The following is a 26,049-nucleotide window of genomic DNA, read 5'->3' as shown; positions in this document are numbered from 1 at the left end:
TGTTTCACATCCAATGTGTCCCCATCCATCAGATGCATCGACCGCTCCAAGACATTTCGCAATTCCCGGATGTTTCCGGGCCAGTCATAATTCAACAGGCATCCCATGGCTCCCGGCGTGATCCGGCTTGCGTAAATCCCCAGATCCGCCGATAAATCCCTGAGCAGGATCTGTGCCAGGTCCGGGATGTCTTCTTTCCGCTTGCGCAACGGGGGAATCTGTAAGGAAATCACATGGAGCCTGTAAAATAAATCCAACCGGAACCGCTTTTCCCTGACCATCTCTTCCAAATCCCGGTTGCTGGCTGCCAACACCCGGACATTGATTGGAACCGGATGAGCCGATCCCACCGGCTCCACTTCTTTTTCCTGCAACACACGCAACAGTTTTGCCTGCATGGTGAGAGGAAGTTCCCCGATCTCATCCAAAAAAATCGTGCCACCCTCCGCGAGGAGAAACTTTCCCTTTCTGCCTCCCGGGAAAGCTCCGGTAAACGCCCCCTCTTCATACCCGAACAAAATCGATTCCACCAGGCTTTCCGGATTGGCGGCACAATTGACTTTAATAAACGGCTTTCCCCGTCTCGGGCTTTCAAAATGGATGGCATGGGCAAACATTTCTTTTCCGGTTCCGCTTTCGCCCCCGATGAAAACCGTGGAATCACTCCAAGCCACTTTCCGCGCCATTTCCTTCACCCGGAGCATGGCTTCGCTTTTTCCCGCAATGTCATCAAAACGGTATCGGATTCCCAATTTTTTAAAATATTCTCCCCTGTAATAGTCCAATTCTTTGCTCAACTGCATGACCCGGCGGGACAAGGCGTGCAGTTTGTTCACATCTTGAAACAAAACTTTGCCAACTGCGGAAACCACCCGGTTGTTTTTACGGATGGGAATGCGATGAACCAACATGTCTCCGCCGCGGATCCGTTGGACTTGCGCCAGCTCCGGCCGGTGCGGACGACAATGTGCATCCGTGTGTTTTCAATCACTTCGGTCACATGCCGCCCGATAACTTCCCGGGCATCCACCTGCAAAAATCTGGCATACGTGTCGTTCAGCATGACAATTTTCCCGTCGGGATCCACCCGAACAATCCCCTCATAGGCGCTCTCAAACGCCTCTTCAATCAGCTGCTGCCTTTCCCGCAACCGGAAAAGCTCCTTTCTGAGCTCTTGAAAATCGTTGCATTCTGCTTCCACAGCCGGACAACCTCCATTAGCGGATAATCTCATTGAAGATGCGGCACTTCATTATAACTTTCCACCGTCCACCGGCCGTTTTGGTGATAAATCAGCCGGGTCATGCTGGTATTTTTCAATTTTTCTCTTTGCGGGCCGTACTCCCCGCCAGTCACCGCATGCAAAAACATATGGATGCACAAACCATGGGCCACAATCGCAATTTGCCCTCCAAAATGTTCCCTGGCCAATTCCTCGCATTTTTCAGAAAATCGTTTTTGCATGGCTTTCACGGTTTCCACACCGTATTTTCCCCCGTTTAAAGTCACTTCTTTCCAGTCGGGATATTTCCGTTTCACTTCCTCATCCATCAACCCTTCCCACTCACCAAAATTTCTTTCCCTGAATTCCGGAAAGACCGTGACCGGCAACCGGTGCGGTTTGGCCACCAGTTGTGCCGTCTCTTTGGCGCGGGACAGGTCGCTGGCATAAATGGCACTGAACGTTTCATCCTTCAGATAGCCGGCCAGCTTGGCAGCCTGCTCCCTGCCCAAATCACTCAACGGGACATCCCGTTGCCCTTGCTTGCGAAATTCCCGGTTCCACAAGGTTTCCCCATGACGAATCAAAAGAATTTTGGTCTCCATCCCTCTTCCTCCCGTCCAGTCGGTGCCAAATCCGCGGGTTGTGCGGGGTTCAGGGCCGGAAAGTGCCGGCATCAAAACGGCGGATCATGTTTTCTTCCGCCCGGTCCCCTTTCAGCACAACCGCAAAAGCCCAGTCGGAATGATTCTCATCCAAAGGCACCAAATAAGGATAAATTTCATTTTCTTTGATTCCTTTTAAATCTTTCCGGAAAACCGTCCAACGCTGGTCCTTTTCATTTTCAACCGTCAAATACAAATCGCCTTCCTGCTTATACGCCCGTGCATACCATCCGGCTTCTTTCTGCAGGATATACCGGTTGCCGGTCACTAACAAAACTGGTTTCACCGGCTTGTTGATCCGGTATCCTTTGTCGATCGTTTCTTGTACAATTTCCAGATATTCCACCATCTCATCGCCGTCTTTGGAATGCATTTTGGTTTCCAGCTTGCTTTTTTCCGGCAAATAAAGGGTTTGGACACACCGGCCGCTGTCCAATTGGTAAAAATCCATCCGAAACACTTGTTTTTCCTTTATGTAAGTTAAAACGGACAAATACCGGCCATCATCACTTCCGCCGTAAATATAGGGTTGATTTTGCAAGTAAGTTTGCACACCCGCATCCAAAAGCAAATCTTTGATTTTTGGAACCTCTTGATACAATTTTTCATAAAAACCCCAGTGATCCGTGGGGTCTTGTTGAATGCCGAAGAGAAACCCCTGGCAAGCCACACAGGCAAAAGCCATGAAAACCATCAAGAGCAGAAAATATCTTTTTGACACATCAACACCCCGAACCAGTCCGAAAAATCATCCATCCTTGTTCCCATTGTATAGCAAAATCAAACGGACAGACCTCCGGATCCATGCCAACCAAGTGTCGCCCCAACTTGCACGGTACCGGCTTTAATCTTAGCATATTAAATGTTTTTATTTATATCAACAAAATCCGGGCCGGAAGGACGACACCTTCACAAGCCCGGAAAAACGGATCTTTCCTGTTACACGATGCTGACTTGTCTGGAGGAAACAACAATCGGCCGGGGGACCCCTTGAACACAAGCAACCAAGGTGGCATCTCCCCAACGGTTCACATCGGCGACATAAACGTAGGTGGGATAACGGAATACATCACGAACCACCACACGGATCACCTGACCGACATATTGGCGCAACGTTTGAGGAGCGACGAAGGGACGTTGTTGCGGGGGTTGCTGCTGACCGGGGCTCCCCGGCCTTCCCGGGGGTTCAGGTCTTCTCTGCTCAATATATCCTTCATTTCCCATCCATCCATACGGATAATGATACATCCATCCTTCTCCCTTCATTGAAGATCTATTTTCTATCTATTCCAATCCAAACCGCTTCGTTTATGTATACACCCACCCGGCAAAAAACCGGGCATCAAAAGGGAAACCCTTTGTTTTCCCGCTTGTCAATCGTTATAATAGAAAGGAATTTTAAATGGAGGATCAGAGAGAACCATGCGACTGAGAAGAAACCCAGAAGCACCGAAAATTCTTTCCAATCACCCGATGGTTTTCCGGGTCACGGAAGAAAACAAAAATGAGTGGCAAGGCAAGTGGCGTACGCGCTTTCCCCATCCCGACAACCCCCTTTACGTGGAACTCGGGACCGGAAAGGGCCAATTTTTAGCCAAAGCTTCCACCCAATATCCCGATATAAACTGGATCGGCGTCGAAAAAATTCAGGAGCCTTTGTTAAAAGCCGTCCGAAAAGGAGAAGAAACCGAAAACCAAAACCTTCATTACATCTGGATGGATGTGGAATGGTTAAATGAGGTCTTCGGCAACGGGGAAATCAACCGCCTGTACCTTCACTTCAGCGATCCATGGCCGAAAAAGCGGCATACCAAAAGGCGCTTGACTCATCATCGCTTTTTGGAACGTTACCGGAAAGTATTGGCTCCCGGCGGTGACTTGATTTTAAAAACCGACAGTGTCAGCCTGTTTGACTTTTCATTGGAGGAATTTGCCGAATACGGCTGGGAAACGGTCGAAATGACGCGGGATCTGCACAACAGCCCCTTTCAGGCGGACAATATCACCACTGAATACGAAGAAAAATTTGTCGCCCGCGGCCTGCCGATCCACTACATTCGTGTCAAACCCGTCTGATCGTCCCATTCCTCCATTTTCCCTTCTGTTATTGACTTTTGTATGGAACCGGCTATAATAATTCCTTGTATGGCTCAAAGTTCCTGAAAAAGGGTTTTGAGGATAGCAAGCAAACGATAGGTGAAGGGATCACCCTCACTGATTCGCCTCACCGGGAACCGGTGGGTATCCGGCTTTTCGCCGCTATCCGGAAAGTGCGGGTAATTCGCGAATCAGCACCCTGTCATTTGCGAAAAACCAGCAAATGATGAAAGGAGCCAAAAAGTATGGCACGTTACACAGGACCTACTTGGAAATTAAGCCGTCGTCTGGGAATTTCTCTTTCCGGAACCGGAAAAGAGTTGGCAAAACGCCCGTACGCTCCCGGACAACACGGCCCGAACCAACGCAGAAAGCTTTCCGAATACGGAATGCAATTGCAGGAAAAACAAAAACTCCGTCTGATGTACGGCGTTAATGAAAAGCAATTCCGTAATCTGTTCAAACGCGCAGGGAAAATGAAAGGGGTCCACGGGGAAAACTTCATGAAGCTGTTGGAATCCCGTTTGGACAACCTCGTGTATCGTCTCGGACTTGCCCGTACCCGTGCACAAGCACGCCAATTGGTGGTACACGGCCACATCCTGGTCAACGGGAAAAAAGTGGACCGTCCGTCTTACCAAGTAAAACCGGGCGATGTCATCGGCGTACGCGAAAAAAGCCGCAACCTGCAAATCATCAAAGAAGCTTTGGAAGAACGCCAATACCTTCCGGAATATCTCACCTTTGATGAAAACAAAATGGAAGGTACCTACACCCGTCTTCCGGAGCGCTCGGAATTGCCGTCTGAGATTAACGAGACCATGATCGTCGAGTTCTACTCCCGTTAATCCGGCAAAACGGCATATGCGACGAAAAAACCCTGAAAGCCTGGATCCAGGCTTTCAGGGTTTTTTGGTTTTTTCGGCTCACTCCAAAATTTCGATATAACCCTCCGTGCCATTCACCCGGATCCTTTGTCCGTCCTTGATCCGCCTGGTCGCATTCTCCACCCCGACCACAGCCGGCAAGCCGTATTCCCGGGCAATGACAGCGCCATGGGTCATCAACCCTCCCACTTCGGTAACCAATCCTTTCACCGAGACAAAAAAGGGAGTCCAACCGGGGTCGGTAAATCTTGTCACCAAAATATCCCCGTCTTCCGGAACCGCGTCCTCCATGTTTAAAAGAACACGGGCCCGTCCCTCGACAATGCCGGAAGAAACCGGCAGCCCCAAAATTGCGTTGTCCGGGAGGTTTTCCCGTCGGTACCGGCCTTGGATGATTTCGCCATCGGATGTGATCACACGCGGAGGGAACAGTTTTTCATAGAATTGGTATTCTCTCTTTCGCCGGCGGATGATGCGTTTATCCAGCCTGCCGGTGCGCACCGCTTCGCAAAATTCATCAAAAGTGAGGTAAAAAACCTCTTCTTTATCCCGCAAAATCCCCTTTTGCACAAGCTTTTCCGCTTCTTTCAGCAAGGACTGCTTATAGATAAAGTAACGTTGAATGATACAGTACTTGGGATATTCCCTGAAGCCGGCGAGGTTTCTCAGCCGCTGGATCATCCGCTTGGTTTCCCTTGCTTTTTGCCCACCATCCGGCAGTTCTTTCAACCGTTCCAATAATTCCTTTTCTTTTTTCAATGCTTTTTGCTTTCCTTGCTCGAACTTGCGTCTGCCGGCACCCGGCCCAAAGTTTTTGACGTGGTGCAAAATGACGGGAACCAATGTGACGGGCTTTTCGCTCCAACGGGTCCGGGTGATATCAATTTCCCCGGGACAACGCATTCCATGCTTTTCAAGAAAAGCATCGATTTTGGCACGGGCTTCTTTGCCGCCCTCCAACCGGATCATGTCATCCAAAAAAGAATCCTTTTTCACTTGTTGCAAATAATCCACAACTTGCGGATAAGGGCGGATCGCATCGGCCACCTCCAAAAGCTCCATTCCCATTTCCGACGTGATGTTGTTCGGCACTGATTGCGTCAATTGGTCGGCTGCGTGTTTTTCCCCCAGCCACTGTTCCATCTTTTCATTGATCCACATCGCAGCGTCCATCGCCGCCTGAATCAAATCGATATGGGAAGATAACTCCTTCCTCAGTCGTTTCAGATCATGCCGGATGTAATCAAACAACGCCGGTCCGGCTTTCTGTCGGATCTCTTGTTTACACTGTTCGACGGATGCCTGAGCTTTTCTCATTCGTTCCAAAACGACAGACGGATCGCTTGGAATGGAGGCCGGATCAGGCGGAGACGGCAGCGCTTGGCGTCCCGGTCCGGGATTGCGTCCTTTGCTATCCGGACAAGATCGGGTAAAATCCTCAAAAAAATTCTCCCGTTTGACAATGGTCATCAGCGCGTCTTTGATCAGCGGATCGTTTTGTCCGAGGGATTGGATCAAATGGTTTCGGCTTTCAGGCGAAGCCAGCATCGGCGTGACATCGACAAACAACCTTCCCCCTGCGGTCCGCATGGGCGCGGGCGTCGTTAACAGGAAAAAAGACAATCCCAACGGTTTCATGGCATCCGTCATCATTTGTTGATGCCCGACCGACACGTAAACGCGTTTTCCCCGGGCTTCCCCCTGCTTTGGAACAGGAAACAAAGTGGTGACGGGGCGGCTCTGAACAATATAAACGGTGCCGTCGGCCAGACACCATTCGATGTCTTGGGGACATCCGAAATGCGCTTCCAGCATCCTGCCGGTTTGCTCCAACTTCAACACTTGCTTTTCTGAAAGGACGGGACGGTTTTGCTTCTCCGGCGGGATCCCCTTTTTCTCCGTCCCGCCCTCTTTCCGTGCATAAACCGCCGACTTTTTGCAGGCAATCCGTTTCTCCGTGATTTTTCCTTCCCGCACTTTGTAGCTGTCGCCGGAAATTTCGCCGGAGACCAAGGCCTCCCCCAATCCGAAGCACGCATCCACCGCCAGCACCTTGCGGTTGGAAGTGACGGGATCGGCGGTGAACATGACACCGGAAGCATCAGGAAAAACCATCCTTTGAATCACAACAGCCGGCAAAACCTCCCGATGATCCCTCCCGTTTTTCATGCGGTAAATCACAGCCCGATCCGTAAACAGAGAAGCCCAGCATTGTTTCACCGACCGGAAAATTTCCCGGGTCCCCTTGACATGGAGCCAGGAAACCAGCTGTCCCGCAAAAGAATGGTCAGGCGAATCCTCGGCCGTTGCGCTGGAACGAACAGCATATGCTTCTTCCCTTCCAAACTTTTCAAGCAGGCGGTCCACCTCGTTCACCATCTCTTGAGGAAGGGTGGACTGCATGATCACTTTCCGGATCTTCCCACTGATTTCACCCGTTTGTTCAAGATCCTCATCTTTCAGCCGGGTGAGCCGGTCCAACAGCATATGAAAGGTTTCATTTGATGCCAAGGCCTTTTCAAAAGCGGCTGTGGTCACACAAAATCCTTCCGGCACGTGGATGCCTTGAATCTTTGAGAGCTCTCCCAAATGATATCCTTTTCCCCCGACAAGCCTGAGATGCGTTGGTTGGATTTCCTGAAACTCAAGGACATACGGATTCATCTCATTCCTCCTCCTGACGGCGTCACCGGAGGCGGATGGCCCGCGGGCACCATCCAACCTCCCGGACACGATCTCACTGGAACATGATGCACCATTTCCCCCCGAAAAAACAGTCTGATATTCTTTTTTCCGCCGTTGTATAATAAAAGTGGGAGGAAGATGCCGGTTTCAGGGCAGATGGATCCCTTGACGTTTTTGGAACATCATTTCGCCGGCGGTTTGAAATCGTGAATCCATTCCTTTATCTTTTAACCGGGTGTTCCCCCGGTTCCCCGGTTTGAATTCTCTGAAATTATGGACAAATATTAAGAATCATCCAAAATTTTTGATCTGCCTTCCCGCTCCCGCAAGCGGCATTCCCCGCTCCCGTTTGCTTCTGCACGACTTCCCGGCCCCTTTTCTTTTCAAGCATTCCGGGCTTTTCATTTTTTCCGGGTGCCCACAGACTTCCTCGCAACCATCCCCGCGGAAGCCCTGAACCGTTGCAAAATTCAAGCATAAAATATACCGATTTTAATCATATTTTCGTATTACTTTATACCAATATATATGTTAATCTTTGCTAATTTTTGTTAAAATATATATAAAGGAACCAATCATCCTCTGATTATTTCCCCTCTGTTTTTTGCTAATCTTTTCACCACCTGGACCTCATTTTCAAAAAGGTGAGGTGAGTTATGATGGCACCTCCGAAATTTTCATTGTATTCCCGTGTTTTGGTTTTTAACTACCACTCACAGCTTTTGCTTGTCAAACACCCGAAACGCGGTTGGGAGATTCCCGGCGGACGGGTGAGAGAAAAAGAATCCATTCGCTTGGCCGCCATTCGCGAAGTGAAGCAAAAAGCGGGGATGAACATCAAATTGATCAAATACTGCGGAGTTTTCCAGGACTTACGTTCACATAAATGCGAACTGTTATTTATCGGCAAACCCATCAGCGGACGGATTGCGGTCGGAGAAGAAGTCGATGATGCCGCTTATTTCCCTGTCGACACGGCCATGAGAATGATCAGCCAACGCATTGTCAAACAACAGATCATGTACTGCCTCCATGAAAAAAGACATCCATTCATCGTGGAATATTAAAAAAACCGGCAGAGCAGGCCATCCCCTGCTCTGTCGGTTCAATTTCGTTTCACCTTTGCAAATTTCCGCTTTCCGACTTGGACGACCATGCCGTCTTCCACTTGAATTTGCGCTTGGATGTCAGTGACTTTTTCCTGGTTGATCCGGACACCGCCCTGTTGAATCATCCGGCGACCTTCCCCGTTGCTAGCCACCAGACCCAGCTTGGACAAGAGGGCAACCACCCAAATCTTTCCTTGTTCCAAATCTTCTTCGGCCAATATCACTTCCGGAATCTCGTCCGGCAACGATCCCTTTTGGAAGACGGTCTGAAAATGCCTTTGGGCTTCATCCGCCGCTTCTTTTCCGTGATACATCCGCACCAGGGTATGCGCCAGCCGCATTTTCGCGTCCCGGGGATGCAATTTTTCTTGCTCCAGTGCTTGTTTTAAACCATCCAGCTCATCTACCGTCAGATCGGTCACCAACTCAAAATACTTGAGCATCAACTCGTCCGGAATGGACATGGTTTTTCCATACATGTTATTCGGCTCTTCATCGACGCCGATGTAGTTGCCCAAGCTTTTGCTCATTTTCTTCACGCCGTCCATCCCTTCAAGGATCGGCATCGTCAAAATCACTTGTTCTTCCAGACCGTATTCTTTTTGCAACTGGCGCCCCATCAATAAGTTAAATGTCTGGTCCGTCCCCCCGATCTCAATGTCACTTTTGAGCACCACCGAATCGTACCCTTGCATCAGGGGATAGAAAAACTCATGAATGCTGATGGCCTGGCCCCTTTCGTAACGTTTGGAAAAATCATCCCGTTCCAACATGCGGGCCACGGTGCATTTCGAAGCGAGATGGGTCACATCGGCAAAAGTCAGCGGGCTTAACCAGTGACTGTTGAAATAAACTTCGGTTTTTTCCCGGTCCAACACTTTAAACAATTGGTCCGTATAAGTTTTCGCATTTTCTTTCACTTCTTCTTCGGACAACTGTTTCCGGGTTTGCGATTTTCCGGTCGGGTCCCCGATTTGTGCGGTAAAATCCCCGATCACCAGCTGAACCTGATGTCCCAACTCCTGAAATTCGCGCAGTTTATGAAAGACGACCGTATGGCCGATATGCAGATCCGGGGCGGTCGGGTCCAAACCCAGTTTGATTTTCAGCGGGCGGTTTTCTTCGATTGAGCGGGCCAATTTCTCCCGCAAATCTTCCAATGGCAAAATTTCGGCTGCTCCACGCCGGATCACTCTCAGTTGTTGTTCAGTTTTTTCCATGGTTTCGGCGGACCATTCTTTTTTTACTGACATACCTGTTCCCTCCTTAAGTAAAATAAAAGTAGGTCATAAAAAAACTCCATCCCTCATCAAAAGGGACGGAGATTGATTCCGCGGTACCACCCTCATTGGAAACCGGACGTTTCCCACTCATTTCGATAACGGACCCTGTCGTCCGTGCGCATGACACGCAAGCTCCCAAGTGTAATTCACCGCCAGGTTCCTGCCGGTTCGCAGCAACCACCGGCTCTCTGGAAGGAATGGTCTGGCGACTACTCGCTTGTTCACAGCTTTTTACACGTTATAATAACCAGATTATGCTATAATATTACCCTAGAATGAGGAGGGTATCAAGTGAATGAAAAGTAGATCAGCCCGATTTACAAAAAAACGAAAGCATCAACCGGTGATCAATGCGGTGAAACCTGGCCTTTACGGACTTGTTGCTTTCGTGCTGATCGCCGCTTTTTTTGCGGTCGGCACTGGTGCGGGCATTGTATCCGCCATGGTGAAAGATGAACCGGTGAGAGATAAAGAAGATTTTGAAAAAGCATTAAACAGCTTGTTTGAAAACAGTTATGCCTATTTTGCCAACAAAGATGACAGCGGAAATCCCATTCGCATCGGGGCCTTCCGGAATGAAGGGGATGTCCGGAAACTCATCAAGTCAGTTAACGATGTCAGCCCTTACTTGATCGATGCTTTTATTTCCGTCGAAGACCGCGATTTTTACAAACATCACGGGATTGTCCCCCGCTCGATCTTGCGGGCGGCTTACCAACAGATCACCCATGCGGACGTGACAACCGGCGGAAGCACGATCACCCAGCAATTGGTGCGACGGGTCATCCTGGAGAATTTCGAAAAAGACCTGGCGCGCAAATCCAAAGAAATCGTTTTGTCCATCCGGCTTGACTCCTTGTTGGAGAAAGACCAGATTCTCGTTTATTACATGAACAGCGTCTATTTCGGCAAAGGCGCCAACAATCAAAACTTGTACGGTGTACAGGCCGCAGCCAACGGCATTTTCGGCGTGGATGTCAAAGACCTGAATCTCGCCCAGGCCGCCTATCTTGCCGGGATGGTTCAACGCCCGAATGCATACAATCCATTTGGTGATCCGGATAATCTCCGTCGCGGTTTGGACCGGATGCGACTGGTACTGTCGGAAATGTTGGAGAACAAAAAGATCACGGAAGAACAATATCAGGAAGCGTTGAAGTTTGACATCAAGGGTTCCCTGGCCAAGCCCAGTCCGGACGCCAACGGGTATGCCAATTATCCGTTTATCATGTATGCGCTGGAAAAAGAAGCGGCCGAAATCCTGATGAAAAAAGACGGTCTGGATATCGAAAAACTGAGCCAGGAAGGCAAATACCGCGCCACCTTGCAAAAATACATTGAGCGGATCCAGACACAGGGATACCATGTGTACAGCACGATCGACAAAAACATGTATGATGCCGTCAACAAGGAAGCCACCAAACATCTCACCTTCCACACGCGCAAATACGGTGAGTTTGAAGACCATGAACAATTGGGTGCAGTGCTCATGGACAACCGCACGGGAGCCGTTCTTTCCTTTGTCTCCTCGTCCAACCGCGAGGGCAATCAAAAAGACCATGCTTTTGACGCTTTAAACCAACCCGGCTCCTCCATCAAGCCGTTGATCGTTTACGGACCGGCCATTGAACAAAAAGTGGTTTCCCCCGACACCAAAGTATTGGATGAAAAACTGGCCCGGGGAGACGGTTCCGGCTATTACCAAAATGCGAACCAGAAATATCACGGACCGGTTACCATCCGGGAAGCTTTAAAATGGTCCTACAACATTCCGGCCATCAAAGTGTTCAACCACTTGGGCCATGACACCGGCTTCGAGTATCTGCGCAAGCTGAAAATCCCGCCGCATCCAAATGACGGGGAATCAGCAGCCATCGGGGGGCAAACCAAAGGTTACTCCGTTGCCAGAATGACGGCGGCTTTTGCAACGTTTGGAAACCAAGGGAAATACAATGACCCCCACATAGTGGAAAAAATCACCAATGCCGACGGGGAAGTCATCTATGAACACGAAAACAAACCGGAAACGGTCTTCTCTCCGCAAACCGCCTATCAGGTGACGGACATGCTTCGCGAGGTCGTCAAAGGAGGAACCGGTGTATATATCGGAAGCCGCATTAACGGTTTTGACATTGCCGGAAAAACCGGAACCACTTCCGAAGACCGGGACCTTTGGTTTATCGGTTACACACCGCAAATCACCCTTGGGGTTTGGAGCGGATACGATTACAACTTCCCGATGAGCCACAATGACAAATTCTCCAAACAAGCCTGGGTCAATATTTTTAAAGCCGCTCAGCAAGCAGCGCCTCAATACTTTGACAAAAATGCGCGCTTTGAAAACCCCGGCGGTCTTTTCCACGGCGTTCCGTGCCTGGAATGCGACCGGATAAACAAACATCAGGAAGACAAAGAGAAAGAAAACAAACAAAAAGACCCCAATGGCAATCCTGCGGATGATCCTTCACAAGGAAATCCGGATGATGGCACGAAGCCGCCCGATATTGTCCGTCCGCCGGATGACAAACCTTCGGATGGCGGTGGCGGAGACGACCCCAATCCTCCCGATGATCCCGGGGAGGAACCGGATCATCAGCACGGAAATCAGCCCGATCATCCCGGGCGCCCTCCGGGACAACGGGATGAAAACTGAACATCTGTTTGGAAAATCCCCTGATCTGGCAAAAAGATCAGGGGATTTTTCGCGGTCAAAAATCCATGAAAATATTGTCAAAAATTATATATGACTAGCAAGATAATGCCCTATGTTATAATAGGTCTCGTCAACATGGAGGGAGGGGATTGATGCATCATCATGAAACCATCTAACCATCCCGACGAGAGCGAACAAAAAGTGGGGAAAGAAGAAATATGAACAACAAGATCAAGCGTATTTTACTCGGCTGTTTATCAGTCATCCTGATTCTCTCTGTAGGAATCTTCGGGGCCGGAGCAGGCGTTGTTTCTGCTTTTGCCAAAAATGAAACGATCCGGACCAAAGAGGCTTACGAAAAGGAATTGACCGGCTGGTCGCAAACCAGTTACGCTTATTTCCGTTCAGAAGAGCAGATCGGTCGCATGATCGCACAAACGGACCGGAAACTGATCAAGAACATGGATGAAGTGAGCCCGTATGTTGTGGATGCCTTGGTCGCCACCGAAGACAGGGATTTCTACAATCATAACGGGATCGTCCCCCGCTCGATCTTACGCGCCATTTGGCAGCAAATCAGTAACAGCGGCGTGGAAACCGGGGGAAGTACGCTTACCCAGCAATTGGTGAAAAATGAGATTTTGGACAACACCAAAAAAACTTATGAGCGCAAAGCCTTGGAAATCATCAATGCCGTGCGTTTGGAACGTTTTTACAGCAAAGATGAGATTTTTGTAAAATATTTAAATAGTGTTGAATTCGGCCCCGGTGCTCACGGCACCCGGATGGTTGGTTTTGCCTCCGCCGCACGCGGGCTTTTTAATAAAGACATCAAAGAATTGTCCATTGCGGAAGCGGCTTATCTGGCAGGAATGGTGCAACGTCCCTACGACTACAACCCCTTTTATGGAAACACCGAACAAGAACAAAACAAGCATTTCCAAAAAGGGTTAAAACGGATGAAATATGTACTGGGGAAAATGCTTGAAACCGGCAAAATCTCGCAAGCGGAATACAATCAAGCCGTCAAATACGACATTAAAGCCCATCTTGCCAATGCATCGGATTTTCCAAATGCGTACGCAGAATACCCGTACATCATTACTTCCGTTGAACGGGAAGCCGCGCAAGTTTTAAAAGAACTGGATCAGAAAAAAGGCAATAAAGTTCAGTCGGATAAAAACTACATCGATCAAGTTCGTCAAGGCGGATACAAAATTTACACAACGATTGACAAAAACATGTACGATGCTGTGAACGACGCCGTTTCCAAAATGCACATTCCTTCAAAAAACGGCCACAGCGAACAAATCGGTGCAACCATTATCGATAACAAAACCGGAGCCATTCTGGCCTTTGTCGGTGGCACCAGTTTTGAGAAATCCAACATTAACTATGCACTGAGCGCTACCAACCAGCCGGGATCCACCATCAAACCTTTGCTGGTTTACGGTCCGGCCATGAATGAAGGAATCATTTCGCCCAACTCCATCATTATTGACGAACCGATCAAAAAAGCCGGAAGCTCTGACAACTATGTCAATGCGAACGGAAAATATTCCGGACCGGTGACGGCCACGGTCGCCTTGCAAAACTCGCTCAACATCCCGGCCGTGAAAATCTTCCGGGAACTGGGAATCAAAAAAGGCTTTAAATACTTACGCAAGATGGACATGCCGCCCACCAAATACGATGGCGAAGCTTCCGCGTTGGGAGGCATGCGTGCAGGGTACACCGTTTCCGAGATGACAGCCGGCTTTGCCATGATTGCCAATAACGGAAAACATAACAAACCCCATTTGATTCAAAAAATCGTCGATTCCAATGGGGATGTGATTTACGAGTTTGAAAAACATCATCAGCCAAAAACCATTTTAAAACCGTCTGTTTCCTTTGAATTAACCAAAATGTTGCAGAAAGTGGTGACGGACGGAACCGGTCGCTATATCGGCTCCAGTCTCCCAGGGTTCACGATTGCCGGTAAGACCGGAACGACATCCAATTATTACGACCTGTGGTTCATTGGCTATACTCCGGAAATTTCCCTCGGGGTCTGGTCCGGTTATTCGGACGCAAATCGCCCGGCTGACAAAGATCTTTCCAAAACAGCTTGGGTCAAAATCTTTAAAGCGGCTCAGCAAGCAAGTCCGGATCTGATCAAACAAGGAAGCCAGTTTGAAAATCCGGGCGGACAAGTCAAGGACCAATGCTTTGAATGCCATAAGGTCCCGCAACAACCGCAACAGCCGGAGCAACCGGGGAACCCGGCACAACCCGGTCAGCAACCGGGAAATCCGGGACAGCAACCGGCACCTCCGCAACAACCGCAGCAGCCGGAACAGCCCCAACCGGGAGCGGAGCAGCCTCAAGAAGCCAGTACGTTCCTGCGTTACTTTTCACCAGAAAAAGACGCCACCTGAAAGTGGCGTCTTTTTTAGTGTTATATCAATCTTCCATGGTGGACAAATCGCCGGTCGGCAATCCGAGTTCCCAAGCTTTTAAAACGCGGCGCATGATTTTCCCGCTGCGGGTCTTGGGCAACTTGTCTTTAAACTCAATTTCCCGCGGTGCGGCATGAGCCGCCAAACCCTTTTTCACAAACAAACGGATCTCTTCTTTTAACTCATCGGAAGGTTCATATCCATCCCGAAGCGAGATAAAAGCTTTGATGATTTGTCCCCGCACCGGATCCGGTTTCCCGATGACCCCCGCTTCCGCCACCGCCGGATGCTCGACCAATTTGCTTTCCACTTCAAACGGCCCCACGCGTTCCCCGGAGGTATTGATCACATCATCCAAACGGCCTTGAAACCAGAAATAACCTTCCTCGTCCTTGTATGCCGTGTCTCCCGATGTATACCAGCCGGGAATTTTGAAATATTCTTTGTATTTTTCGGGGTTTTTCCAGATCTGCCTCATCATGGACGGCCACGGTGTTTTAATGGAAAGATTCCCCATTTGATAAGGCGGCAACTCATTTCCGTCGTCATCCAAAATGGCCGCTTTCACTCCCGGGATCGGTTTACCCATCGATCCGGGTTTAATCTCCATTTGCGGGAAGTTTGCAATCAGGATCCCGCCGGTTTCCGTCATCCACCAATTGTCATGGATGCGTTTGTTATATACTTTTAAGCCCCAGCGAACCACTTCCGGATTGAGCGGTTCCCCCACGCTCAGGATATGACGGACAGAAGAAAGATCATACCGTTTGGCCACTTCTTCCCCTGCTCCCATCAACATCCGGAAGGCGGTCGGCGCGCTGTACCAAACCGTTACTTTGTATTTTTCAAGGGTTTGGTACCAGTCATCCGGCGAAAACCGTCCTCCGCGAATCACATTTGTCACTCCGTTCAACCAGGGAGCAAAAATCCCGTAACAAGTTCCGGTCACCCAACCCGGATCTGCTGTGCACCAATATATGTCATTTTCCTGAAGATCGAGAACCCACTTCCCGGTTTGATAATGCTGAATCATGGCATTATGCACATGGAGAACCCCTTTGGGCTTTCCTGTGGATCCGGAAGTATAATGCATCAGCATGGGATCTTCCCGATCAACCCATTCAATTTCCAATTCCGTCGATGCCTGCGACATCTCTTTTTCAAAGGAATACACACCTTCAGCGGTGTTTTCTTCCCCATCGACCAAAATCACATATTTTAAATTTGGCAACTCTTCTCTCGGTACACGTTCCAAAAGACTTTTCGTCGTCACCAGAGCCACCGCTTCGCTGTCTTCCAAGCGGTCCTTCACCGCATCTTCCATGAACGCTTCAAACAAAGGGCCGGCAATTGCGCCTATTTTGATAATTCCCAAGAAACTGACATAAAGTTCGGGGGTCCGGGGCATAAAAATAAAAACACGATCACCCTTGGAAATGCCCAGCTTTTTCAGGACATTGCCAAATTGGTTTGACTTTTGCTTCAACTCGTAAAAGGTATATTTCTCGTCCCGCTTGGCATCACTATAATACAAGGCGATTTTGTCTTTTTTCCCCTCATCGACATGGCGGTCAATTGCTTCATAACCTGCGTTGACTTTTCCCGTTTTGGCCCACGTGAACTGTTGTTCCACTTCTTCCCAGCGGAAGCTCTTGTAAGTGTTTTCATAATCTTGCAGATTATTCCCTGTTGTTTTCACTGCAATGGTCTCATCATGTCTCATAAGAAGAGATGCCCCCTTTAAAATAAAGGTTTCACTTTTCAGTATTATAACATAATTCGAATCAAATTCAAATTTTAGACACAAAAGAAGAAGAGTAAAAACTCTTCTTCCCCTTTCATCAGTGTACCGGCTTAAATGTTTTGCAGTCGGTTTCTTTGGTGTCTTCCGCTTCTTCCCCTTTGTGGCTCACAACATAAATTTCCTCGGCACTGCACAAGTTTCCTTGTTGCCAAAAGGTACAGTTTTTCACTTCACACAATACATCTCGTGCCATCTTCACTTCCCTCCTTTGCTCTATCGTTATTCTCTCTCACGCTCCCCTTTTTTACACTGTCAGATTCATGAAAAAAACGCCCCGCCTTTTCAGGCTGGCGTTTTTCATAAGCGGTTCCGGTTGCGCAAGGAAAGCATGCGGCAAACCATTTCACTGGAGCGCTTGGCCGCCAACTGCGTAAACTCCGTGAAATTCACATTGGCCGAATGGTCCGCCCGGTCGGACATGGAACGGATCACCACATATGGAATGCCGGCCAGATGGGAGACATGGGCCACCGCCGCCCCTTCCATTTCCACACAAGCTCCTTCCATCTGTCCCCGCAATTCCTTGACTTTTCCAAGATCAGAAATAAATTGGTCACCGGACAAAACTTTACCTTGTATGACTTGAACCCCTTCCAGCGTTTCCCCGGCTTTGACCGCCCAACCGATCCACTTGGAATCGGCCGGGTAAACCGACACTTCCTGATAGGGAATGATTCCTTTGGCAAATCCCAAAGCACTAACATCCACATCATGCTCCTGGCATTCGGTGGAAACAACAATATCCCCGATCTCCAACTTGGGGTCCAAAGCCCCGGCCACGCCGGTGAACACGATCGCCTGCACTTGGAAACGATCAATTAAAACCTGCGTGCACAATGCGGCATTCACTTTGCCGACGCCCGATTTGCAAAGCACCACGGGGGTGCCTTCGAGCCGGCCTTCATAATAAGTGATTTGATAATGGGTATGAGACCGTACATCCTCCATCAAACGGAGCAGAGAAGCGATTTCTTCGTCCATTGCCCCGATAATTCCAATCTTTTTTTCCATCGGTTTCTCCTCGCTTATTCTTTTTCTTCTTCCCACTCTTTTAACCGGGTGGACTCCCGCAATTGGATATGATACGGCAAATAAACCTGCCCTGTCTCCACTTGCTCTTCATTCATGTATTTCGTAAGCAACCGCATGGCCACCGCACCGATGTCATACATCGGAACCCCGACGGTGCTTAAAAGCGGGCGGACTTGGGAAGCCAGCGGAATGTTTTCAAAACCGATGACCGATAAATCATTCGGAACGTCACGCCCCATGTCCAATGCCGCATGAAGGGCACCCACAGCCATTTCATCGCTGGCCGCAAAGACAGCGGTGATTTCAGGACGGCTTTCCAATAGTTCTCTCATCGCTTTGTAACCGGAACGGTAGCGATAATCCCCCAAACGGATCAGGTCTTCCTCAAAGGCAATATCCATCTCTTTCAAGGCTTCTTTGTAACCGAGATAACGCGGATAGCCGTTGACCGAATCCGTCAGCGGGCCACCGATAAACCCGACATGTTTATGTCCCTCATGCCCCAGGATCAGGGTGGCCTCTTTGGATGCCTGAATCTGATCAATTGTGACATAGGGAAGTTCTTTTTTCTCATCGCGGCTCGCCGCAAGGACAACGGGCACCGGTGTGGCCGAAAAAATTTCCCGGTGTGCTTCGGTGATTTCCCCGCCCAAGAACAGCAGGCCGTCGACTTGTTTTTCCAGCAATGTTTCAATTAACTGCAATTCCCTGTCCTTTTGCAAATCCGAGTTGCTCAAAATAATGTTGTAATGATACATCGTGGCAATATCTTCGATGCCCCGGGTCAGTTCGGCATAAAAAGCGTTGGAAATATCCGGGATCACCACACCGACTGTGGTCGTTCTTTTGCTTGCCAGCCCGCGCGCCACCGCATTGGGCCGATACCCGAGCCGGCGGATGACATCCAACACTTTTTTTCTGGTTGCCGGTTTGACATTGGGGTTTCCATTGACAACACGGGATACGGTCGCCATGGAAACGCCCGCTTCATGAGCAACATCATAAATCGTGATCGTCTCTTTTTTCTTACCCATACGACTCCACATCCATTTTTTAATTTTTGTTCACAAACCATCTCTTCTCGAGCATTTTTTAGTTTTTACCAGGTTGCTTCTTTCCATCCTGAAGCTGTGACATTAATTGTAGCACATATGGCAAGGTGTCTCCCATAATACTTGTCCATGCTTCCGGGGATCCCCGGTTGATCCAGACAATCGGCTGGCGTGGCGCCAAAGCCCGGTACAGCTTTTTCGTCGAAATCAATCTCGGAACCATGGGCGGCAAATTCGGGTTTTTTTCACGGGCTTCTTTGATCAAGCGCTCGGCGTGTTCAGCCGAAGTGAAAAAGTCCACAATCGGGCTTTGATCCTGTCCGGCCAAAATCACCATATTTCCGTCCGGATCCACCACAACCCAAATTCTGCGCAACTCCGCCATCGCCCGGCACACTTCCCAGCCATTTCCCATTCCCTGTCCTTCAATCGTGGCTCTCTCCAACTTTTTCAAGCCCAACGCCACATCCGGATCGACCGGCTTCCGGGGAACCGGCTCCGGACTCACGGGTTGGGGTTGCCCACGCTCCGGCTCCTGATTGGAAGGAGCGGTTTCTTGGGGCGGATTGCCGACGGGTTCGGGAGGCTGCGGCAGTGGTTCGGGCAGTTGGTTGGACGCCGGCAAACGTTCGGGCGATTCAACGGTTTCGTCTCGTTCAGGCAACTTCTGACGGAGCCCGGAAAAAATCACTGCGGCATGTTCCGGCGATAACAGTCCCTGCTCCGGCAAACCAAAATGGAAGTAAGGAGCCGCCGCCCCCAATTCACGGCAACGCTCTTCAATTTTTTCCCACGAATGCTGTACAGCCTGTCCTCCCGACCTTTGCGTGACATATTGCGCATCTTGTTCACTTAAATAAACCGCCACGGAATATTGCCCCTTTTGGTACTCCACCAATAACAGTTGATCATCCATGGTCGGCACCCAGGGGCCCGGCATCTCTTTAAACTGTTCAACCGCATATGCATAAATCAACTTCTGCACATGCGGCTTGATCAAAAACAGAGGCGAATCCTGCCCCGGATTGAGAATCACCCCGTCCGCTTGCGACCGGTAGGCTTTCAACAAAAACGTAAGCGCCGGTTCTCTCACAATCTGCAAATGCTGAGGCTGATCCACCCGGATCACTCCCGCCGATTCAGGATCCGTAAAAGCTACAATATAGTCACTGTTTTGATTCCCCTTGGACAATAAAGGATTTCTCTCCGATCCCACCGTCTGGTAAACAATCGTCCAGTCAGACAAGTTTTTCACCAGCAAATGGAACAGTTCATCCAGACCAATCTGATTCCTGTCCACTCTCACCAAATATTCCCTCACATCCAACAAACGTTCCTCCCCCTGTAACACAGTTCTTCTTTATTATAAGGGATGTGATCCGGTCCAACATATTTGATCAGCATCCTCGTCTTTTAAAGGTTCATTTTCACCACCATGATCATCATATCAAAAATTTGCACGAAAAAAAGCGGACAGACTGTGAAGCCGGTCCGCTTTTTTTACGCCGTCCCGCTTATGTTGCCGAAACCAACTGGCCTTCCAACAATCCGGAACTTTTAAGCTCGCCCATAAACGATTCAAATTGAGGGATGTTGATCTGCTGTTTGGCATCCGACAACGCCACATCCGGATTGGGGTGCACTTCCAGCATGACACCGTCTGCCCCCGCAGCAAGAGCCGCTTTGGCACAGGGAACCAAAATGTCCCTTCTTCCTGTTGAGTGAGTGACATCCACAATCACCGGCAAATGCGATTCATTTTTCAGAATCGGAACAGCTGAAATATCCAATGTGTTTCGTGTCCATTTTTCATAGGTCCGGATTCCCCGTTCACACAGCATCACCTGGTCATTTCCACGGGAAACGATATACTCTGCCGCAAACAAAAACTCCTCCATCGTTGCGGACAGTCCCCTTTTCAACAACACCGGGGTTTTGACCGAACCAGCCGCTTTCAAAAGCTCAAAGTTTTGCATATTGCGTGCACCGATTTGGATCACGTCGACATATTGCTCTGCCATTTCAATGTCCACGGGACTTACGATTTCGCTGATCACCTTCAACCCGTATTCATCCGCTGCGCGCCTTAAGATTTTCAAGCCTTCTTCACCCAATCCCTGGAAGTCGTAAGGCGATGTCCGGGGTTTGAAAGCGCCTCCCCGCATCAATTTGACGCCCTGTTCTTTCAAAGCTTTGGCCACGGCAAAAACCTGTTCCTCCGACTCCACGGAACAAGGTCCGGCGATCACTTGCCGTCTGGAGCCGCCGACAGTCACCCCGCCAAAATCCAACACCGTATCCGTTCCTTTTCTTTTCCGGCTCACCAACAATTCTTTCTTCTGGTTGTCTTGTTGCAAATCCAGACATGCCTTAAAGATTTGCTTGAACAGATAGCGGATGGTGTCATCCGAAAAAGGCCCGGGGTTTTGTTTCACCAAGGTGTTCAGCATGTTTTTTTCGCGTTCGGGGTCAAACTTGTTGATCCCTTGTTTTTTCTTCACCTCGCCAATTTGCTTGGCGATTTGGGCACGCTCGCTTAACAAGTCCAATAATTTCAGATTGATTTCATCCAGTTGTTTCCTTAACACTTGCAGTTGATCACTCACTCGTCTGTCTCCTCTCTTCTCATCCTAAAAATAATTTTTGATATTATAACGAAAAATGCCTGAATTGTCACCCGTTAATTTGAAACCGGAGCAACTTCCTTCCGCGCCCGGAACCAATGGGTTTTCACCGTTTCTTCCGGAATATTCGGTTCCCGGTCCATTTCCTGACCGCTCATTCCGTAAAAATGGTGGGGGATAAAGGCCGCCGGCAAATTTCCGCCCACCGGCCGATTGCCCGTTTCAAGCCTTTTCTTGCTTTTTTGATCCCGAAAGCGATGATTTTTTCTGCTTTTGACGGGCTTGCCACATGGTTTCCCCGGCGGAACCCGCTATTTACCGGGGTTCACTGACCGCTTGGCCGATCTTTTCCGCTGTAATATTTGAATGGGATGTGTGCCAACACACTTTTCCGTCTTTGATCCACATCACTTGCGGGGATTCATGCCGGATGCCAAACCTTTCTGAAACGGCATCGGAAACCTCCCGTTGTTCAATCACATGTACAACTGCAGCCGGGACCCGCCGGTCCGCATCCGTATTCTTCAAAAACCGTTGAAATTCATCAAAAGCTTGCGCACTGACAGGACACCGGGTGCTGTGTTTAAACAACAATAAACGGTCATATCCGGCCAGTACCTCTTCCAATTGCCCCCGGTTTTCAATCAAAACATAAGGTTCCAATGTGAAGGCCTCCTTTGATTCTTTTCTTTTTAAAAAAGAGAGCCAACAACGGATTCTGTTGGCTCATGCATATCGTTTTATGACGGAGAAACTTCCCCGGTCTTTTGCTCTTCTTTGGTCTCTTCCTGTTTTTTCGGGGCAGGCAGTTCCATCCATCCTTCATACGAATCTTCTTTTTCCGTGTCCTTGTAAACGGAATCGACGGGTTCATTTACGAGGGAATAATAAAATTCCTTTCCTTTTTCCTTGGTCAATTCCAGATTTTTTTCCAATTCCTCACGCATTTCCTTTCCGTTGCGCGGGGTGGTCAACACGGCAACCGCCGCTCCGACCACGGCACCAATAAAAGCTCCTGCAACAAAGTATTTACACTTCGCCACGGATTTTCACTCCTTTGCTTTGATCGGTTTTTCGATCCTGTTTCCAGCGCTTGGCCAGTTCAATTCCCGTTCCGATGACACTGATCAAATTTCCGTACCGGGATTGATGGGCTTTGATTTGCTGATCCACCCGGACAGAGATCTGCTCCATGGTTTTTCCCCATTCATCCAGCGCATGAAATAACGATTCGGTTTTCTCCGTCTTCTTGCGGACCTCTTCCACCAAGCCCCTGGTTTCTCTGACCGTTAAATGCGTTTCGTCAATGGTGGCCGTCACTTGACCTTTGACTTCATTCAAGGTGGTTTGCACGGTTTCAATGGTTTGGGTGATTTTTATCAAAAAACGAACGGCAAAAACGACCAAGACGACGACTGCCACTGCCATCACTGCCACACTGATTTCAAGAATCACTCCGTCAGCACCTCCTTTATCCTCCCTGGTTGCCGTTTTCTTGTTCTGGCCAGCCGAACGGATATTGTTTCGACAGGGTGACCGGCAAACGCCCCTGGCTTTGGACCCCGCCGGTCATGATTTTGGCTCCGGCTTCCAACAGCGGACGGGACGATCCATATAAAGCAATGGATGTGACGCCCTCCGGCAATTGATCCAATCCGTAGGGGACATCCATTCCCCAGACAATGACCGGGATCCGTTTGGCATGTAACGTTTGAATCAAGTCAATCCATGCCGGATTTTCCTTCACCTGATTGATCACGACCAATGCCGCATCCGCATTTCCGGCCTTCTCCGCCAAAGCCGGAACTTGCGTTTTCTTCAGGGAATCGACATAATTCACATCAGCTTCATATCCGTTTTGTTTTAAAACCTCCGCTATGGCCTGGGGTTTATTCACGGTGAACACAGCCAGCTTTTTCGCATTTTCCGGCTTCAACGGGATGTGTTGTGCCGGATCTTTCACCAGCGTCACCCCTTGCTCGGCGGTTTGCCGGGCCACTTTTTCCGCTTCGGGCCGGTTGGAAAGCTCCGTGGCTTTCTCAACATCGGCATACGGTTGTTTCAAAAAAGCGTCTTTTGCTTTTAACCGGAGAATCCGGCGAACCGACTCATCAATGCGCGCCTCGTCAATTTCCCCTTTTTCGACGGCTTGTTTCACCGCTTCGATGGATTGGGTTTGCCGCTCAAGCGAATGGCAAACCAACACAATGTCCGCTCCGGCCTTGATGGCACGGACCACCGCTTCGCGGGTACCGAAATTCTCCGCAATGGCTCCCATCTCCATGTCATCGGTGATGATGATGCCGTCGTAATTCAATTGTTTTCGCAACAGCCCCGTCAACACTTTTTCGGACAACGTGGCGGGAATCCCCGGCTCCTTTTCAATCGCAGGGAAGATGATATGCGTGCTCATCACCATATCCGTCCCTTGCGAAACGGCTTTTTTAAAGGGAACCAGTTCCACTTGGTTCAAGCGTTCCATGGAGTGTGAAATCTCAGGCAGTCCCACATGGGAATCGACCGCCGTGTCCCCGTGTCCGGGAAAATGCTTGGCAATCGTGTAGATGCCGCTGTCATGAAATCCCCGGATCAATTCCGCTCCCAATTCAGCCGTCAGCCCGGGATCTTCGGAAAACGAACGCACACCGATCACCGGATTCTCCGGATTGTTATTCACATCCAACACCGGAGCCATATTCAAGTTGACACCGACGGCTCTCAACTCTTTGCCCATTTGTTTTCCGGTTTGGTAAGCCAAATCTTTATTTTGCGTGGCTCCGAGAACCATGTTCCCCGGAAAAGCGGTAAACCCTTCCTTAAACCGGGCCACTTTTCCTCCTTCCTGATCCACCGTGATGAACAACGGAATTTTCCTTTCTGATGAAAGTGCCAGTTTTTGCAAATCATTGCTCAGCGTTGCGACCTGGTTTGGACTTTTTACATTCCGGTCAAAATAAATAACGCCTCCCACATGGTAATCCTCAATCAATGTTTTGGCTTGTTCATTCACGGTGAGCGCTTGTTCGCTGTCGCCTTTTCCTTTGAAACCGACAATAAACATTTGCCCGATCTTTTCCTCCAGGGTCATGTTTTTCAATTGTTCCTCGACCCAGTTTGAGGAAGCCTCAGGCATCGGCTTTTCCCCGGATCCGGGTGAAGAGGAGGGCGAACAAGCCGTAACGGCTCCCACACAAAACGCCAGACAAAAACTTATGTATTTCAGATATTTCGGACGCAAATCCATCTCTCCCTCTTCCTGTCTCCCTTCCATTGTACTGAATCCCGGGCGGAACTTAAAGGAATGTCACCTGCCTTTCAATTTGTCAGAATATTTATTGCTAGTTATTGAAAGTTCGAAAGAGTATAATAGACACGGAATATTTAAATGAGGTGATTAATCCATGAGCCATAAAACCATCGTAGTCATGAAAGGGGACCAAACCGGACAAGAACTGTTGGATGAAGCATTGCGGGTTTTGGATCCGAATGTAATCGGAATGGGTCTCGAATTTCAAACGTTTGACTTGAGCCTTGAAAACCGGAGAAATACGAACAACGAGGTCGTTTATGAAGCGGCACGAGCAATGAAACGGACGGGATTCGGCCTGAAAGCGGCCACCATCACTCCGGAAGAAAAAGGGGATGTGGGAAGCCCCAATGCCATCTTGCGGAAAGAGATTGACGGGAAAGTGATCATCCGCACCGGTCGCAGAATCCCGGGAGTTCGCCCCGTTGCGGGAACCTTTGCCCCGATTTCCGTCATCCGCATGGCGGTGGGTGACGCTTACGGCGCCAAAGAATGGCGGGAAGGTGAGGGCTTGGATGAAATCGCTTTCCGGACGGAACAAATTGACCGCAAAACCTGCCGCGCCGTTGCCGAATTTGCCTTCCGCCACGCAAAAAAAATGAACGCCAAAGTGTTTGGCGGGCCGAAATACACCGTGAGCCCTGTCTATGAAGGCATGTTAAAAGAAGAAATGGACGAAGCGAGCAAGCGCTTTCCGGAAGTCCGTTACGAACCCCAACTGATTGACGCGACCTATGCCCTTCTCATCAACAACTCCGGCGATCCCCTTGTCATTCCTGCATTAAACCGTGATGGAGATTGTTTGAGCGATATGGTTCTCCAATTGTTTGGATCCATCGCCGGTTCGGAATCGATCTTGATGAGCTTTGACGAATCCTTCAACACCCAAACGGTCATGGCCGAAGCACCACATGGCACGGCGCCTTCTCTGTTCGGCAAAAACGTAGCCAATCCCATGGCCATGATCCTGGCCGCTGCCTCTTTGCTCACCTATATGGATGACCCCAAAGCCAGCGCCGCTTCCCGCGCCATCTATGAATCAGTGATCGAAACGGTCCGGGAAGGAGTCCGAACCGCCGATTTGGGTGGAAGCGCCACCACAACGGAATTCACCAATGAAGTGATCAGCAAGGTCCAAACCAAACTGGAAGTATGGACAACCCTGCAAGGATTTTGAACCAGACGCAA

23 protein-coding genes, 1 pseudogene and 1 other annotated feature are annotated in these 26,049 nt (G+C 49.4%); of the genes and pseudogenes, 6 read left to right on the top strand and 18 right to left on the bottom strand.

The features are described from left to right. Positions 1–29: 29 nt before the first annotated feature. The 5 genes and pseudogenes from NYE37_RS13985 to NYE37_RS04300 all read right to left on the bottom strand — a co-directional run. A pseudogene (locus NYE37_RS13985) lies at positions 30–686 on the bottom strand (sigma-54 interaction domain-containing protein); the annotation flags it as partial. Between the two features lie 146 nt (positions 687–832). Next, positions 833–1,201: a PAS domain-containing protein gene (locus tag NYE37_RS04315; protein ID WP_340711832.1), complete on the bottom strand. Its 369-nt coding sequence runs from the start codon at positions 1,199–1,201 to the stop codon at positions 833–835. 29 nt (positions 1,202–1,230) lie between these two features. Beyond that, positions 1,231–1,827, bottom strand: coding sequence for a histidine phosphatase family protein (locus NYE37_RS04310; protein WP_049720463.1), 597 nt, complete (start codon positions 1,825–1,827; stop codon positions 1,231–1,233). 49 nt (positions 1,828–1,876) lie between these two features. Further along, positions 1,877–2,608, bottom strand: a complete 732-nt coding sequence (locus NYE37_RS04305; RefSeq protein ID WP_037995635.1) for a hypothetical protein — start codon at positions 2,606–2,608, stop codon at positions 1,877–1,879. Positions 2,609–2,826: 218 nt separating this feature from the next. Further along, entirely contained in the window at positions 2,827–3,135 is a 309-nt protein-coding gene (locus NYE37_RS04300; RefSeq protein WP_037995637.1) for a hypothetical protein, read from the bottom strand. 174 nt (positions 3,136–3,309) lie between these two features. Here NYE37_RS04300 and trmB point away from each other — a divergent pair, with 174 nt between their 5' ends. Both trmB and rpsD read left to right on the top strand, forming a co-directional pair. Next, positions 3,310–3,963 (top strand): tRNA (guanosine(46)-N7)-methyltransferase TrmB, encoded by a 654-nt coding sequence (trmB, locus tag NYE37_RS04295; RefSeq protein ID WP_037995639.1) that lies wholly within the window; start codon positions 3,310–3,312, stop codon positions 3,961–3,963. A 266-nt stretch (positions 3,964–4,229) separates the two neighbouring features. Beyond that, positions 4,230–4,832, top strand: coding sequence for a 30S ribosomal protein S4 (rpsD, locus tag NYE37_RS04290; protein WP_037995641.1), 603 nt, complete (start codon positions 4,230–4,232; stop codon positions 4,830–4,832). 78 nt (positions 4,833–4,910) lie between these two features. Here the strand turns inward: rpsD and ppsA are convergent, their stop codons facing one another. Then, positions 4,911–7,535, bottom strand: coding sequence for a phosphoenolpyruvate synthase (ppsA, locus tag NYE37_RS04285; RefSeq protein ID WP_340711831.1), 2,625 nt, complete (start codon positions 7,533–7,535; stop codon positions 4,911–4,913). A gap of 680 nt (positions 7,536–8,215) precedes the next feature. Here ppsA and NYE37_RS04280 point away from each other — a divergent pair. Next, positions 8,216–8,623: an NUDIX hydrolase gene (locus NYE37_RS04280; RefSeq protein WP_037995722.1), complete on the top strand. Its 408-nt coding sequence runs from the start codon at positions 8,216–8,218 to the stop codon at positions 8,621–8,623. Between the two features lie 38 nt (positions 8,624–8,661). On the opposite strand, the gene tyrS is transcribed toward NYE37_RS04280, so the two are convergent. Next, positions 8,662–9,918 (bottom strand): tyrosine--tRNA ligase, encoded by a 1,257-nt coding sequence (tyrS, locus tag NYE37_RS04275; protein ID WP_037995647.1) that lies wholly within the window; start codon positions 9,916–9,918, stop codon positions 8,662–8,664. A gap of 58 nt (positions 9,919–9,976) precedes the next feature. Continuing rightward, positions 9,977–10,182 (bottom strand) — a binding site (T-box leader). Positions 10,183–10,243: 61 nt separating this feature from the next. Between tyrS and NYE37_RS04270 the strand changes: the two genes are divergently transcribed. Both NYE37_RS04270 and NYE37_RS04265 read left to right on the top strand, forming a co-directional pair. Next, complete coding sequence (locus NYE37_RS04270) at positions 10,244–12,601, top strand: transglycosylase domain-containing protein (protein ID WP_340711830.1); 2,358 nt, start codon at positions 10,244–10,246, stop codon at positions 12,599–12,601. 218 nt (positions 12,602–12,819) lie between these two features. Beyond that, the gene (locus NYE37_RS04265) at positions 12,820–15,021 is read left to right on the top strand and encodes a transglycosylase domain-containing protein (RefSeq protein ID WP_340711829.1); all 2,202 of its coding nucleotides are present in this window, start codon (positions 12,820–12,822) and stop codon (positions 15,019–15,021) included. A gap of 25 nt (positions 15,022–15,046) precedes the next feature. Here NYE37_RS04265 and acsA read toward each other — a convergent pair whose 3' ends face one another. The 11 genes from acsA to nagZ all read right to left on the bottom strand — a co-directional run bounded on the left by acsA (position 15,047) and on the right by nagZ (position 24,825). Continuing rightward, on the bottom strand, positions 15,047–16,765 hold the full coding sequence (acsA, locus tag NYE37_RS04260) for an acetate--CoA ligase (RefSeq protein ID WP_062843092.1): 1,719 nt from the start codon (positions 16,763–16,765) through the stop codon (positions 15,047–15,049). Positions 16,766–16,883: 118 nt separating this feature from the next. Then, positions 16,884–17,039: a DUF1540 domain-containing protein gene (locus NYE37_RS04255; protein ID WP_069201544.1), complete on the bottom strand. Its 156-nt coding sequence runs from the start codon at positions 17,037–17,039 to the stop codon at positions 16,884–16,886. Positions 17,040–17,143: 104 nt separating this feature from the next. Next, positions 17,144–17,857 carry a 5'-methylthioadenosine/adenosylhomocysteine nucleosidase gene (locus NYE37_RS04250; RefSeq protein ID WP_121874156.1) on the bottom strand — a complete coding sequence of 238 codons (714 nt, stop codon included), beginning with the start codon at positions 17,855–17,857 and terminating at the stop codon, positions 17,144–17,146. Positions 17,858–17,871: 14 nt separating this feature from the next. After that, positions 17,872–18,912 (bottom strand): catabolite control protein A, encoded by a 1,041-nt coding sequence (ccpA, locus tag NYE37_RS04245; protein WP_037995652.1) that lies wholly within the window; start codon positions 18,910–18,912, stop codon positions 17,872–17,874. Between the two features lie 58 nt (positions 18,913–18,970). Next, positions 18,971–20,257: a hypothetical protein gene (locus tag NYE37_RS04240; RefSeq protein ID WP_131470911.1), complete on the bottom strand. Its 1,287-nt coding sequence runs from the start codon at positions 20,255–20,257 to the stop codon at positions 18,971–18,973. A gap of 187 nt (positions 20,258–20,444) precedes the next feature. After that, on the bottom strand, positions 20,445–21,536 hold the full coding sequence (locus NYE37_RS04235) for a bifunctional 3-deoxy-7-phosphoheptulonate synthase/chorismate mutase (protein ID WP_037995658.1): 1,092 nt from the start codon (positions 21,534–21,536) through the stop codon (positions 20,445–20,447). 172 nt (positions 21,537–21,708) lie between these two features. Beyond that, a complete protein-coding gene (locus NYE37_RS04230; protein ID WP_255347192.1) occupies positions 21,709–21,843 on the bottom strand; it encodes a hypothetical protein in 135 nt (44 codons plus the stop codon). Positions 21,844–21,869: 26 nt separating this feature from the next. After that, positions 21,870–22,217 carry a bacillithiol system redox-active protein YtxJ gene (gene ytxJ, locus NYE37_RS04225; protein ID WP_037995660.1) on the bottom strand — a complete coding sequence of 116 codons (348 nt, stop codon included), beginning with the start codon at positions 22,215–22,217 and terminating at the stop codon, positions 21,870–21,872. 77 nt (positions 22,218–22,294) lie between these two features. Further along, on the bottom strand, positions 22,295–22,597 hold the full coding sequence (locus NYE37_RS04220; protein WP_037995662.1) for a YtxH domain-containing protein: 303 nt from the start codon (positions 22,595–22,597) through the stop codon (positions 22,295–22,297). Further along, positions 22,584–23,009, bottom strand: a complete 426-nt coding sequence (locus NYE37_RS04215) for a DUF948 domain-containing protein (RefSeq protein WP_037995663.1) — start codon at positions 23,007–23,009, stop codon at positions 22,584–22,586. The genes NYE37_RS04220 and NYE37_RS04215 overlap by 14 nt, the downstream gene beginning before the upstream one ends. Before the next feature lie 16 nt (positions 23,010–23,025). After that, positions 23,026–24,825, bottom strand: a complete 1,800-nt coding sequence (nagZ, locus tag NYE37_RS04210; RefSeq protein WP_082240677.1) for a beta-N-acetylhexosaminidase — start codon at positions 24,823–24,825, stop codon at positions 23,026–23,028. Positions 24,826–24,955: 130 nt separating this feature from the next. Between nagZ and NYE37_RS04205 the strand changes: the two genes are divergently transcribed. Beyond that, positions 24,956–26,038, top strand: coding sequence for an isocitrate/isopropylmalate family dehydrogenase (locus tag NYE37_RS04205; protein ID WP_037995665.1), 1,083 nt, complete (start codon positions 24,956–24,958; stop codon positions 26,036–26,038). The last annotated feature ends 11 nt before the right edge of the window (positions 26,039–26,049 follow it).

Source organism: Thermoactinomyces sp. FSL K6-2592 (assembly GCF_038006465.1).
GTDB classification, from domain to species: Bacteria; Bacillota; Bacilli; order Thermoactinomycetales; family Thermoactinomycetaceae; genus Thermoactinomyces; species Thermoactinomyces vulgaris.
Note: the sequence above shows the minus strand (reverse complement) of the source record. Positions and strands in the feature narration are given on the sequence as shown.